The organism is Methylobacterium sp. AC433 (assembly GCF_979253015.1).
The window spans coordinates 216,156-228,567 of the sequence record NZ_CEEDBN010000004.1; the positions used below are offsets into that span (position 1 = coordinate 216,156).

At 72.4% G+C, this 12,412-nt stretch carries 10 protein-coding genes; 5 read left to right on the forward strand and 5 right to left on the reverse strand.

Annotated features, from left to right (window positions below):
• From AC0IWM_RS09010 to AC0IWM_RS09025, 4 genes are all read left to right on the forward strand, one after another.
• On the forward strand, nucleotides 1-543 hold the full coding sequence (locus AC0IWM_RS09010; RefSeq protein WP_471754431.1) for a DUF3016 domain-containing protein: 543 nt from the start codon (nucleotides 1-3) through the stop codon (nucleotides 541-543).
• Nucleotides 544-742: 199 nt separating this feature from the next.
• Nucleotides 743-1,453, forward strand: coding sequence for a winged helix-turn-helix domain-containing protein (locus tag AC0IWM_RS09015; protein ID WP_471754433.1), 711 nt, complete (start codon nucleotides 743-745; stop codon nucleotides 1,451-1,453).
• Nucleotides 1,450-2,862: a sensor histidine kinase gene (locus tag AC0IWM_RS09020; RefSeq protein ID WP_471754435.1), complete on the forward strand. Its 1,413-nt coding sequence runs from the start codon at nucleotides 1,450-1,452 to the stop codon at nucleotides 2,860-2,862. The genes AC0IWM_RS09015 and AC0IWM_RS09020 overlap by 4 nt, the downstream gene beginning before the upstream one ends.
• A gap of 3 nt (nucleotides 2,863-2,865) precedes the next feature.
• A complete protein-coding gene (locus tag AC0IWM_RS09025; RefSeq protein WP_471754437.1) occupies nucleotides 2,866-5,787 on the forward strand; it encodes a bifunctional [glutamine synthetase] adenylyltransferase/[glutamine synthetase]-adenylyl-L-tyrosine phosphorylase in 2,922 nt (973 codons plus the stop codon).
• Nucleotides 5,788-6,127: 340 nt separating this feature from the next.
• Here the strand turns inward: AC0IWM_RS09025 and AC0IWM_RS09030 are convergent, their stop codons facing one another.
• From AC0IWM_RS09030 to AC0IWM_RS09045, 4 genes are all read right to left on the reverse strand, one after another.
• On the reverse strand, nucleotides 6,128-7,795 hold the full coding sequence (locus AC0IWM_RS09030; RefSeq protein WP_471754439.1) for a glycosyltransferase: 1,668 nt from the start codon (nucleotides 7,793-7,795) through the stop codon (nucleotides 6,128-6,130).
• On the reverse strand, nucleotides 7,788-9,680 hold the full coding sequence (locus AC0IWM_RS09035) for a glycosyltransferase family 2 protein (RefSeq protein ID WP_471754441.1): 1,893 nt from the start codon (nucleotides 9,678-9,680) through the stop codon (nucleotides 7,788-7,790). The genes AC0IWM_RS09030 and AC0IWM_RS09035 overlap by 8 nt, the downstream gene beginning before the upstream one ends.
• 154 nt (nucleotides 9,681-9,834) lie before the next feature.
• Nucleotides 9,835-10,497, reverse strand: a complete 663-nt coding sequence (locus AC0IWM_RS09040) for a hypothetical protein (protein WP_471754443.1) — start codon at nucleotides 10,495-10,497, stop codon at nucleotides 9,835-9,837.
• A gap of 55 nt (nucleotides 10,498-10,552) precedes the next feature.
• The gene (locus AC0IWM_RS09045; RefSeq protein ID WP_471754445.1) at nucleotides 10,553-11,083 is read right to left on the reverse strand and encodes an invasion associated locus B family protein; all 531 of its coding nucleotides are present in this window, start codon (nucleotides 11,081-11,083) and stop codon (nucleotides 10,553-10,555) included.
• A gap of 192 nt (nucleotides 11,084-11,275) precedes the next feature.
• On the opposite strand from AC0IWM_RS09045, the gene AC0IWM_RS09050 reads away from it, so the two are divergent.
• Nucleotides 11,276-11,653 carry a hypothetical protein gene (locus AC0IWM_RS09050; RefSeq protein WP_471754447.1) on the forward strand — a complete coding sequence of 126 codons (378 nt, stop codon included), beginning with the start codon at nucleotides 11,276-11,278 and terminating at the stop codon, nucleotides 11,651-11,653.
• Between the two features lie 7 nt (nucleotides 11,654-11,660).
• On the opposite strand, the gene AC0IWM_RS09055 is transcribed toward AC0IWM_RS09050, so the two are convergent.
• Entirely contained in the window at nucleotides 11,661-12,395 is a 735-nt protein-coding gene (locus tag AC0IWM_RS09055) for a M48 family metallopeptidase (RefSeq protein ID WP_471754449.1), read from the reverse strand.
• Nucleotides 12,396-12,412 lie beyond the last annotated feature (17 nt).

The window sequence follows — 12,412 nt, forward strand, 5'->3', positions numbered from 1 at the left end:
GTGAGCCGGCTCCGCCGCGCGGGGCTCGCGCTGCTGATCGGCGCGGGGCTGGGGAATGCCGCTTCGGCGCGGGACGGCGCGGCGGCACCCGCACGGGTCACCGTCCGCTTCGTGGCACCCGAGCGCTACACCGATGCCGACGACCGATTCGGCGCGGGTCCCGGCCTGCGCGGAACGCTGGCCGAGATCCGGCGGATCATCGAGGCCTCCGCCCTGCGCGTGATGGGACCGGACGAGACCCTCTCGGTGGACGTCCTCGACATCGACCGGGCCGGCTTCGTGCGCCCGGACCTGAACATCCCCTCGGGCCTGCGCATCGTCGGCGACGCCACCCCGCCGGCGATCCGCCTGCGCTACGATCTGCGGCGCGGGGGCCGCCGCCTCGCCGCGGGCGAGGACCGCCTGACCGACATCAACTTCCTGTTCGGCGCCCGCGCCGCGGCCGCCAGCGGGAGCTTCGGCTACGAGGAGGCCCTGCTGCGCGACTGGGCCCGCACCCGGCTCTCCGCCCGGGCCGGCGGCGCGGGGCCGCGCCCGGACTAGGCCTGCCTCTCCGGACTTGCTTCTCCGGACCTGCCTCCGGCGACCCGAGACATGACCAAAGCGTCATGTTTCCGCCAGCGTCGTGCAAGGCGCGGCGCCCCACTCTTCCGGCCATCGATCCAGCGCGGAGGGATGCGGCATGGGCGTTGCCGGACAAGGCGGTTTCCCGCGGACGGGCGAGACCCTATCACTCCGTCCCATGCGTCTGCTCATCATCGAGGACGACCGCGAGGCGGTCGCGTATCTGGTCAAGGCCTTCCGCGAGGCCGGTCACGTGCCGGACCAGGCCTCGGACGGCCTCGACGGCTACGCCCTGGCGCAGGAGGGCGATTACGACGTGCTCATCGTCGACCGCATGCTGCCCAAGCTCGACGGGCTGTCGCTGATCCGCTCGCTGCGCGAGCAGGGCGTGACCACGCCGGTGCTCATCCTCTCGGCGCTGGGCCAGGTGGACGACCGGGTGAAGGGCCTGCGGGCCGGGGGCGACGACTACCTGCCCAAACCCTACGCCTTCTCCGAGCTGCTGGCCCGGGCCGAGGTGCTGGCCCGCCGCCGGGCCGGGCCGGGGGCTGCCGTGGAGGCCACGGCCTACCGGGTCGGCGACCTCGAACTCGACCGCCTGTCCCACCGCGTCACCCGCGCCGGCCACGAGATCGTGCTGCAGCCGCGCGAATTCCGCCTGCTCGAGTACCTGATGCGCCACGCCGGCCAAGTCGTGACCCGGACGATGCTGCTGGAGCATGTCTGGGACTACCATTTCGATCCGCAGACCAACGTCATCGACGTCCACGTCTCGCGCCTGCGAGCCAAGGTGGACAAGGATTTCGAGCACCCGATCATCCACACCGTGCGCGGCACCGGCTACGTGCTGCGGGTCGACGAGGCGCGCGGCCCCGGCACGGCCTCGTGACGTCCCTCGACGACGCCCCGGCCGGGCGCCTCGGCAACCTGTTCCGCACGACGGCCTTCAAGCTGTCCTTCGCCTATCTGGTGGTGTTCGCGACCTTCGCGCTGCTGGCGCTGGGCTACGTCGCCTGGAACGCCAGCCGGGCGCTCGACGACCAGATGGTCTCCACCATCGAGGCCGAGATCAACGGCCTGTCCGAGCAGTACAAGCTCGGCGGCCTGCGGCGGCTGATCTCGGCGGTGGAGCGGCGCGCCGGCGAGCCGGGGGCCTCGCTCTACCTCGTCACCAACGCGGCCGGGGAGCGCATCGTCGGCAACATCGACGCCCTGCCCACCGGCCTCATCGTCGACCCGGGCCAGACCGAGGCGAACTACGCCCGCATCGGCGGGACCCAGAACCTCGAGCACCGGGCGATCATGCAGATCTTCGTCCTGCCCGGGGGCTTCCGGCTCCTCGTCGGGCGGGACGTGGCCGAGCGCGACCGGCTGCGCGCGGTGATCGTGCGGACCTTCGGCTCGTCGGTGGGGCTCGTGGTGCTCCTCGGCGTGTTCGGCGCCTGGTTCATCGCCAGCCGGGTGCTCAAGCGCGTCGACGCCATGACCGAGACCACCCGCCGGATCATGGCCGGCGACCTCGACGGACGCCTCGCGGTGGCGGGGACCGGCGACGAGCTCGACCGGCTGGCGCGCAACCTGAACGCCATGCTGGAGCGGATCGGCGAGCTGATGCGCGGCCTGCGCGACGTCTCCGACAACATCGCCCACGACCTCAAGACGCCCCTGACCCGCCTGCGCAACCGGGCCGAGGAGGCCCTGCGTACCGCCGAGACGCCGGACGCCCTGCGCACGGCCATGGAGGGGGTGATCGAGGAGAGCGACGGGCTGATCCGGATCTTCAACGCGCTCCTGATGATCGCCCGGCTGGAGGGCGTGAACGCCCGCGAGGACTTCCAGACCTTCGACGTCGCCGCCGTGGTCCAGGCCGTGGCCGAGCTCTACGAACCCCTGGCCTCCGAGCAGGGCCTGGCGCTGCACGTCCAGACGGAGGGCGCGCCGCTGACCCTGCGCGGCAGCCGCGAGCTGATCGGGCAGGCGCTGGCGAACCTCGTGGACAACGCGGTGAAGTACGGCGGGCCGAGCGGCGAGATCCGGCTCAGCGCCGCGCGGGTGGGCGAGGCCCTGCGCCTCTGCGTCGCCGATTCCGGCCCCGGCATCCCCAGCGAGGCGCGGGGCCGCGTGCTCGACCGCTTCGTCCGACTGGAGGAGGCGCGCTCGCGGCCCGGCTTCGGCCTCGGCCTCAGCCTCGTCAACGCGGTGGTGCGCCTGCACCAGGGTACGCTGGCACTGGAAGACCATGCCCCCGGGCTCGCCGTCGTGATAACCCTGCCGGCCGGAGATCCGACGGGAGGGTAGGGCATGAACCAGGCCGCCGACGACGCGCCGCGCCGCAGCCTTCGCGCGCGCCTGTCCGCCGCGCCCGTCCTGTCCGATCCCGCGGCCGCCGCGGCGCGCCTCGCCGAGATCGAGCCCGCGCTGCCCTCCGGCTTCCTCGACGAACCCCTGCGGGCGCTGCTCCTCGGCCTCGCCGACCATTCGCCGTTCCTTTGGCAGCTGGTCGCGCGGGCGCCCGAGCGCCTCGTCGCCCTCGCCGAGGCCGAGCCGGAAGCGGCGCTGGCGGCGCTGATCGCCCGGCAGCTCGCGGCGGGGCGCGAGCCCGATCTCGACGCCGCGGCGCGGCACCTCCGGCAGAACCGGGCGGAGCACGCGCTCCTGGTGGCCCTGGCCGATATCGGCGGGCTCTGGCCGCTCGCCACGGTGACCCGGGCGCTCTCCGACTTCGCCGACGCCTCGGTGCGGGCGGCCGCCGACGCCATGCTGCTGCAGGCCGCCGCGGCGGGGCGCTTCCTGCCCCGCGACGCGAACGCGCCGCAGGCCGGCTCGGGCCTGATCGTGCTGGCGCTGGGCAAGCACGGGGCCGGCGAGCTGAACTATTCCAGCGACATCGACCTGGTGGTCTTCTTCGATCCCGAGACCGCGCCCCTGAAGCCCGACCTGCCGGCGACGCCGTTCTTCACCAAGCTGGCGCAGGGCATGGCCAAGCTGCTGCAGGAGCGCACCGCCGACGGCTACGTCCACCGGGTCGATTACCGCCTGCGCCCGGACCCGGGCTCGACCCCGGCGGCGCTCTCGCTGAACGCGGCCTACCTCTACTACGAGAACCTGGGCCAGAACTGGGAGCGGGCGGCCTACATCAAGGCGCGGGCGATCGCCGGCGACATCCCGGCCGGGGAGGCCTTCCTGGCGAATCTGCGCCCCTTCGTCTGGCGGAAATACTTCGACTTCGCCTCCATCGCCGACGTGCACGCGATGAAGCGTCAGATCCACGCCGTGCGCGGCCACGACACGATCGCGGTGGCGGGCCACGACATCAAGCTCGGGCGCGGCGGCATCCGCGAGATCGAGTTCTTCGTCCAGACCCAGCAGCTCGTCTTCGGCGGGCGCCGGCCGGAGCTGCGCGGGCGCGGCACCGTGCCGATGCTCGACGGCCTGACCCGCGACGGCTGGATCGACGCGACGGCCCGCGACGACCTCACGGCGGCCTACGGCTTCCTGCGCACCATCGAGCACCGCCTCCAGATGCTGCGCGACGAGCAGACCCAGCGCCTGCCGAGCGAGGCCGAAGAGCTCGACCGCTTCGCGCGCTTCGCGGGCTTTCCGACGCTGGCGGCCTTCGAGGCGGCCCTGTTCCACCACGCCCGCCGGGTGCAGGGCCACTACGCCCTGCTGTTCGAGGCCGAGCCGGACCTGTCGTCGGATGTCGGCGACCTCGTGTTCAGCGGCACCGGCGACGACCCGGGCACCCTGGCGACCCTGGCCAAGCTCGGCTTCCGCGAGCCCGAGCGGGCGGTGGAGACCGTGCGCGGCTGGCATTTCGGCCGGCGCCCCGCGGTGCGGACGCCCCGCGCCCGCGAGGTCCTGACCGAGCTGGTGCCGGTACTGATGCAGGCGCTGGGCGGTACCGCCCACCCGGACGCCGCCCTCGACACCCTGGACCGGGCCTTCGCCCGGATGCCGGCGGCCCTGGAACTCCTGACGATCCTGCGCTCGAACGAGCGCCTGCGCCTGCTCTTCGCCGACCTCCTGGGCACCGCGCCGCGGCTCGCCGAGACGGTCGCCTTCAGCCCGCACGTCCTCGACGCGGTGATCGACCGGGATTTCGCCGATCCCAGCACCGACGCCGAGACCCTGGCGCAGCAGTTCCGTGCCCGCCTCGGCCAGGCGAACGACCACGAGGACTTCCTCGACCGCGCGCGCGACGCCGCCCGCCAGCTACGCTTCCTCATGGGCGCCCGCCTCCTCTCCGGCATCCTCTCGCCCGAGGAGGCCGGCCGCGCCTTCGCGGGCATCGCCGACGCGGTGATCGCGGTCACCGTCGAGCGGGTCTCGGAGAGCTTCTTCGCCGAGCACGGGGCGGTGCCGAAGGGGCGCCTCGCGGTGCTCGGCCTCGGCCGGCTCGGCTCGCGCCAGCTCACCGCGGATTCCGACCTCGACCTCGTGCTGGTCTACGATTTCGACCCGGAGGACCGCACCAGCGCCGGCCCGAAAACCCTCGACGCGGCGGTGGCCTACAACCGGCTCGCCCAGCGCATCGTCGCCGCCCTGACGGTGCCGACCCGGCGCGGGCACCTCTACGAGGTCGACCTGCGCCTGCGCCCCGGCGGCGGCCAGGGACCGGTGGCCGTGCAGTGGCGCAGCTTCCGCAGCTACCACGCGGAGGAGGCCGAGCTCTGGGAGCACATGGCCCTGACCCGCGCCCGGGTGATCGCCGGCGATCCCGGCCTCGGCGCCGAGCTCGCGGCCGAGATCCGCGCAGTGGTGGGTCGCGCGCGCCCGCCCGCCGAGGTCCGGCGCGCGGTGCGGGAGATGCGCAGCCTCGTGGAGCGGGAGAAGGGCCATCGCGGCCCCCTCGACCTCAAGCTCGCCCCCGGCGGCCTCCTCGACCTCGACTTCCTGGCCCAGGCCCTGGTGCTCGGTCAGGCCCATCGCCGGCCCGGCCTCGTCGGCCTCGGCGCCTGCGCGGTGTTCGCCGAGGCCGCCGAGCACGGCGACCTCGCCCGGCCTGACGCGGAGCGCCTGGTCGAAGCCTATCGCCAGTTCGACGACGTGCTGCACTGGCAGCGCCTGATGGTGGAGGGCGATCCGGCCGAGGCCTCGCCGGTGGCCCTGTCCCGCCTCGCCGTCGCCATGGGCGCCCCGGATTCGAACCGCCTCATCGCCCAGCTGGACGAGACGCGCACCGAGATCCGGGCGCTGTTCGAGCGGGCGATGGCGGGCTGAGGGGGCGGGCCGGTCCGGCTCGACCTGCCGTGCGAATGACCTCGCAAAGATGTTTCGATGAAGCCCGGATTGCGCGTGCCGGCACTCGAAGGGGCGGCGGCTTGCCTGTGTCACCGCACCGTCATTCCGGGACGCCGCAGGCGAGCCCGGACCCGAAGGGGCGCGCCGGCGGCGGGCAATACAGAGCCGACGACGCCGTAAAGTCCTGCACCACCTGCGTGTCTTGATCCCGAGCTCCGCTGCGCGGCTCGCGGGATCTCGGCACTCTGACCGACTTCCTGATTCCGGGTGAGGGTGGTCGCGGGCCAAGCTCGGTCGCGGTGAGGCGGGACGGCGTGGCTCAGCGCAGCTCGACCGGGCCTTCCTCGGGCCAGCCGGGACGCAGCCGCGCATAGGTGCCGAGATGGGGGTCGAACCCCGGGTGATAATGGGAGTCCTGCGCCAGCAGCGGCCCCCATCGCTCTTTGAAGGCCGCGACCTCGCGCCCGTGGCGCTCCCGCGCGGCGGGCGTCCAGCGCCGGCTCGCGGCCTCGTCGTGGCGCAGCACCGCCCCCGGAACGAACAGGGTGCGGTATCCCGCCGCCCCGAGGCGCAGGCACAGGTCGACGTCGTTGAAGTCGACCGCGAAGGCCCCCGCATCGAAGCCCGCCACCGCCGCGAACTTGCGCGCCTCCACCACGAGGCAGGCCGCCGTGACCGCCGCGACCTCGCGGGTCGCCCGCAGGCCGGCGAGGTAGCCCGGTGCGTCCCCGGGAAAGAATCGGTGCGCATGGGTGACGAGCCCGCCCGGCCCGAGCAGCACGCCGCCGTGCTGGATGCGGCCGCGCCCGTCGAGGAGCTTGGCCCCGACCGCTCCCACGTCCGGCCGCAGGGCCTCGCGCACCAGGCGCTCCAGCCAGTCCGGATGCAGGGCCGCGACGTCGTTGTTGACGAAGGCCAGGACCTGCCCCTGCGCCTCCGCGGCGGCCCGGTTGTTCATGCCGGCAAAGTCGAAGGGGCCGGGACAGGGCACGATCCGCGCGAGGCCGCGTGCCGCCAGGTCCCGAAAATACGCCAGGGTCTCGGGTTCGCGACTGTCGTTGTCGCAGATCAGGATCTCGCGATCCGGCCAGTCCGTCCGCTCGACGAGGCTGGCGATGCAGGTCCGCAGGAGATCGACCCGGTCCCGGGTCGGCACGATGAGGCTGACGCGGGGGCGTCCGTCGGGGAGCGGATGCGCCAGATTCAGTACGCCGTCCGGCTCGACCCGGATCGCGACGGCGCCGTCGCCGCTGCGGTCGAGACTCCGGCGCAGGGTGGCGGCGCGTCGCTCCGGCGTGTCCGGCGAGGCCGCCGCGCTGCGCGACAGGACGCGCGGCAGGTGCCCGATCGCCCCGCGCCCGAAATGCCCGGCGACCCGCAGGGTCAGGTCGAGGGCATCGGTGACCGGCCCCTCCGTCGCGGTGATCGCGGCAAGGGCCGAGGTCCGGACCGCCAGCACCGGGCCGATGTAATCCACCGCCCGCGCATAGTCCGGATCGAAGGCCGGGCGCAGCAGGGGCATCGCCATCCCGCTCTCAAGCTCCAGCAGCGCGTCGCCGTAGACGAGCTGGTGCGCCGGGTTCCGCGCGAAGGCCTCGGCGAGGCGCGCGGTCGCGCCCGGCACCACGGCATGCCCCGGCGCCGTGAGGACGAGGAGGTCGGCGCCGCCCGTCCGATTCGCCGCCAGCTCCGCGATCGACGGGACCAGGACGCTCTCGCCCGGACCCGCCTCGCCCGCGACGGCGGTCGCCCGCAGGAGCCGGCCTCGCGCCGCCGGGCCGCAAAGGAGACCCGCATGGTCGAGGCCGAACAGGGCGGCGCCGGCCTGGGCGGCCCGGACGCGCTTGCCCGCCAGCCGCGCCCGCAAGATCGCCATCCCCTCCCCCGGATAGCGGAGCAGGAGCACGGCGGCCCGCCGCCAGCGCGTCCGGGCCGGGCTTCCCGCCGCGCCCGCGAAGACGAGCGCCGGGTCGCCCTTCCTATTCAAGGTCTTCCCCGAACGTCGTCAGGGTCAGGGCCGGATGGTAGTAGGGATCGTGCCGGATGGTGTCGCGCCAGCGTTCCACGAAGTGGTCGGCCTCCTGCTCGAAGCGCTGCCGCGCCGCGCCGACCGCCGGCCCGCGGCTGGTCGATTCGAGATGGGCCATCACCGCCCGCGGCGTCCAGATCGTCCGGTAGCCGGCCGCCGAGAGCCGTAGGCAGAAGTCGACGTCGTTGAAGTCGACGGCGAAGGTCTCCGCGTCGAGCCCCCCGACCGAATCGAACTTGGCCCGCCCGACGGCGAGGCACGCCGCAGTGACGGCCGACACCTCGTGGGCGACCCGCATCCGGCCGAGCATCCCGGGCGTGTCGGCCGGTCGCCGGCGCAGGATGTGGCCCGCCCGTCCCCCGAGCCCGACCACCACGCCGGCATGCTGCAGGGTCCCGTCGGCGTAGAGGAGCTTCGCCCCGACCGCTCCGATCTCCGGCCGGCAGGCCTGGCGCACCAGCGCCTCCAGCCAATCCTCGCGCAGCACCGCGACGTCGTTGTTCAGGAGGACCACCACGTCGCCCCGGGAGCCGGCGACCCCCGCATTGATCATCGCCGAGAAGTTGAACGGCCCCGGATAGGACAGGATGCGGACCCGTGGATCCCGCCGCAGACCCTCGTAATGGGCCAGCACCGCCGGATCGGTCGAGCCGTTGTCGACGATGACGAGTTCGATCGCCGCATAGGCCGTTCCGTTGAGGACCCCGTCGGCGGCCACCTGGATGAGCTCCAGGCGATCCCGGGACGGGATGACGACGCTGACCAGGGGCGGTGGCTCCGGCAGGTCCCAGAGCAGGTCGGAGCCGGACGGGTGCGCCTCGACCCGGGCCGGGATGCGGGTCTCGGCGAGGTGAGCCTGGAGAATCGCGGCGTGACGCTCGGCCGAATCCGGCGACGGGGGCGCCGTGCGGGCGAGAAGGCGGGGCACATGCGCGACCTCGTCGCGACCCACATGGTATACCGACGCGAGCGCGAGGCGGGTCGCGAGCGTATCCGGCTCCCCGAGCGGCGTAGTCCGGAGGCGCTCGAGCAGGCCTCCGGCATAGAGGGTCGGCGTGCCGGGATAGGCCGTGACGAGCGCCAGATCGGGGCTCCAGTCCGGCTTCAGGGCCGCCTTCGCTCCGGCGCCCTCCACCCAGGCATCCCCGTAGACCATCTGCGGCCGGCCCGGCTCCGCCAACGTCCGCACCAGGATCGCCAGGGCATCCGGATCGAGGCCGTCACCCGGTGTGAGCAGCGCCAAAGCGTTGTCGCCGTTCAGGAAATCGCCGACGCAACCGAAGGCCTGCCAAGTGGTCTGTACGATCCGCGCATCGTCCGAGGCGACGGCGCATCCCGGTTCCGACCAGCCGACGACGAGGCTCCAGGCCGTAAAGCTCTGCGCCTCCAGGCCGCGGATCGTCGCCGCGACCCGCTCCGCCGCCTCCACCCGCGCCGGCATCACCAGCCGGACTGACGGCCCCGACGGTATCGGAGCGCGATCGCGGCGGGCGCGCGCGGCCATCCAGGCCTCGGCCTTCGCCATCGGCGTCACGGCGCAGGTCCCCCGGAGGATGTCGCGCATCCGCCGTTCGTTGCCCCTAAGCCTCTGATATCCCGCGGAGATCGCGCGAAGGGGCCGCTTGCGCAGACACTCCGCGAAGACGCTCGCCTCCGACCGAACGCCGACCCGCTCCAGCACGAATCCGCCGCGTTCCGCGACGGCGAGATCGATCGCGGCGGTATCGGGCGGCAGGTAGCCGAGCCAGGTCGCCGTCCCCTGCCCCGCCCCCGGCAGGACGAAGACCTCGCGCCGGCCGTCGTCGCGGGCCAGCCGCAGCAGCGGCCGCAGCGGATTAGTCACCGGATCTCCTTGGTAGATCAGGACAATCCAGCATCCCCGTGCGGTCTCGACCAGCCGCAGCCGCCGGTCGAACAGAGGATCGTCGGTCGCTTCGAGGGAGAAGGCGACGGCGCGTCCGGATGCGGTCAGGACGTCACCCGCGCAGGCTCAACGTTCACTCGGCCGCATCCGTGGCCGGTGCCGCGACGCGGTCCTCCGAGGTGTTGGCCAGTGCGGGCTTCTTCTTGCGCGGCGCGGCCTTCTGTGGCGCCCCCCCGAGCCGGACCTCGATGTCGTAGTCTCGGGTCATTGCCGCCGGGACGAGGAGATTGTCCTCGACGAAGGAGAACAGACCCTGGGCCGCTCCCGGCGTCACCGCGACCGACACCCGGTGAACGCGCGACACCACGACCTTGTCTCCCGCCTTGATGCTGATCGTGACCGGCGCATCGAAGCGGCCAGGCTTGCCGGCCGGCCCGAGCAGAACCTGTCCTTCGACGCCGACCTTCACCGACACGGAGCCGTCCTGAACCTTGACGCATTCCCTGGCGAGGCGCCCGATGGTGACCTGATGGCGGAGGCTGGTACTGTCGCCGGCCCGGCCCGCATAGGACTGGATCGCCGCGCCGCCTTCGGGCACCGCCACGGTCGGGCAATAGGGCGGATCGGTGTCGGCGGCCTGCGAGGGCGGCACAGTGGTGCCGCCGTATTTCAGCATGTTCGTGAAGAAGTTGCCCTCTTCCGCAGAGGTGCCGCCGGTCCTGAGAGCGCTCGCCGCGAGGGCCGTCGCCAGCACCAATCCGAACCGCCGCCGCCCCTTCACCCTGCCCAGATTCATGCCGAGATCCCGCTCTCTTCGCATCATCGGTCCCATCCGCATCCTGCGGCGCCCATCACTTCAGGCTGTCGAATCCCTGTCCGAATCCCTTCATCGACAGCGGAATGCCGACGCCTTCCTCCGGTGTCTGGAAGACGATGAAGGTCGCTTGCGCTCCGCCGCTGAACTGCTTGATGAGCCCCTCATCCATCACGACCTCGGCGACGCAGCCCGTCGTGAGGCAGCGGACGAAGCCAGCCCGGCCGACATCGGTCTTGTCGATCTTCAGGCCGAGGCCCGAGGGCAGCAGGACGCCGAGGGGCGCGACCACGCGCAGGAGAAAGCCGCGGTTGTCGGCCGTCTTCAGCACGATGACGACCAGGGTGAGGTTCGGCCGGTCCTCGGCCGCGAGGTACTGCACCAGGGCGCACTGCTCGGCCTTGGCACCCGCCGGGGTCTCGCAGCGGAGCTGCCAGTCGCCAAAGGTGTTGCGAACCATGCCCTGAGCCGCTGCATCGTCGGGACCCAGGCCGGCGACCAGGATCGCTCCACCGAGCAGGCTCGCCGCGACACCCCGGGCGACCAGGCCGCGTGCACGCTGCACCATTCCTCGAAACCCCACGCGACGACCCTTTCGCATGGCTCGCCGCCCCGCGAACCGTTAACGGAAAACTCGGGTGTTCCGACCATGCTGGGCCATCGAATGTCAAGCGAAGGCCGGCCTTCGGGAACCGACTATCGCGCCGCGCGTACAGCCTCTAGTGCTGACCGCCACGCTTGCCCGCCAACGGACCGATCCATGCGACTGCGCGCCCCACTCCTCATCGCCACCCTCGTCATCACGGGACCGGTTGTCGCCGAACCCCTGCCGGTGGGCGAGACGACCTACATCGAGCGCTCCCTTAACCGGGACGGTTCCCTCGTTGTCGAGCATCGACCCATAGCGCGCGCACCCGGCGGCCGCCGTGGCGGAAGCTCCGCCGAACTCGCAGGCTTCTGCCGCGACGGCGGCATCATTCGCCGCCGCGACGAGTTCGGCCAACCTGTGATCCTGCGCCAGCGCGAGATCTGTGACAGTGTCGCGCCGCGCACCCTGAACCCAGGCGACGTCGACCCGCGTCCGACTTGGCCGGCGGAGCAGGTCGAGCGCAGCCGGGCTCTTCGCGTCCGCGGCTAAGGAACCGTCAGCCGTACCGGTGTAGGCTGGCGCCGTTGCGTTTCAGCCACCGCTCGGCCTCGTCCACGTGCGGGCAGAGCGAGCCGACGAGGGACCAGAACCGTGACGAGTGGTTCATCTCGCGAAGATGGCCCATCTCGTGGGCGACGAGGTAGTCGAGCACCGGGGATGGGGCGAGGATCAGCCGCCAGGAGAAGTTCAGCTCGCCACGAACCGTGCAGGAGCCCCAGCGACTCCGGGTGTCGCGTAAAGTGATGCGGGTCGGCCCCTGGCCCATCTTCTCAGTGTAGCGGGCTACCGCCTCGGTCAGATCGCGTCGCGCCTCGCGCTGAAGGAACTCTGTCACCCGTCGGGCGATGTGCGGTGCGTCGCAGGCGACCGACAGAACGGGCTCGTCCGCCAGGACCTCGAGCCGGGTGATACCGCTGCGTCGCTCCCGATGCACGATTCTGTGCGGAACGCCTCGGATCGGGAGCAGGGCATCGGCTGCGAACAGCACGCGCTCGGGCATCCGTGCCAGGCGCGCCGCGATCCAACCACCGTGACTGATTGCGAAGGTCCGGGCGACGCCGACCGAAGTCCGTGTTGGAAGGGTCATCACCACGTCGCCGGTGGCGCTGGAGACGCGAAGGGTCAGGCGGCGCGCGGCCGGCCGGCGACGCAACAGGACGCGAAGAGTCTCGCCCTCATGCACGATGTCGAGGTGATCCGGGTCCGCCCCGCGCAGCAATGCCAAACGCATGAGACCAGCTTAACCGC

What these genes read in the sequence shown, in the direction of transcription:
- AC0IWM_RS09015 (WP_471754433.1), top strand. Translation starts at nt 743, where the DNA reads ATGCGTCTGCTCATCATCGAGGACGACCGCGAGGCGGTCGCGTATCTG.
- AC0IWM_RS09025 (WP_471754437.1), top strand. Translation starts at nt 2,866, where the DNA reads ATGAACCAGGCCGCCGACGACGCGCCGCGCCGCAGCCTTCGCGCGCGC.
- AC0IWM_RS09050 (WP_471754447.1), top strand. Translation starts at nt 11,276, where the DNA reads ATGCGACTGCGCGCCCCACTCCTCATCGCCACCCTCGTCATCACGGGA.
- AC0IWM_RS09040 (WP_471754443.1), bottom strand. Translation starts at nt 10,497, where the DNA reads ATGAATCTGGGCAGGGTGAAGGGGCGGCGGCGGTTCGGATTGGTGCTG.
- AC0IWM_RS09055 (WP_471754449.1), bottom strand. Translation starts at nt 12,395, where the DNA reads ATGCGTTTGGCATTGCTGCGCGGGGCGGACCCGGATCACCTCGACATC.
- AC0IWM_RS09045 (WP_471754445.1), bottom strand. Translation starts at nt 11,083, where the DNA reads ATGGTGCAGCGTGCACGCGGCCTGGTCGCCCGGGGTGTCGCGGCGAGC.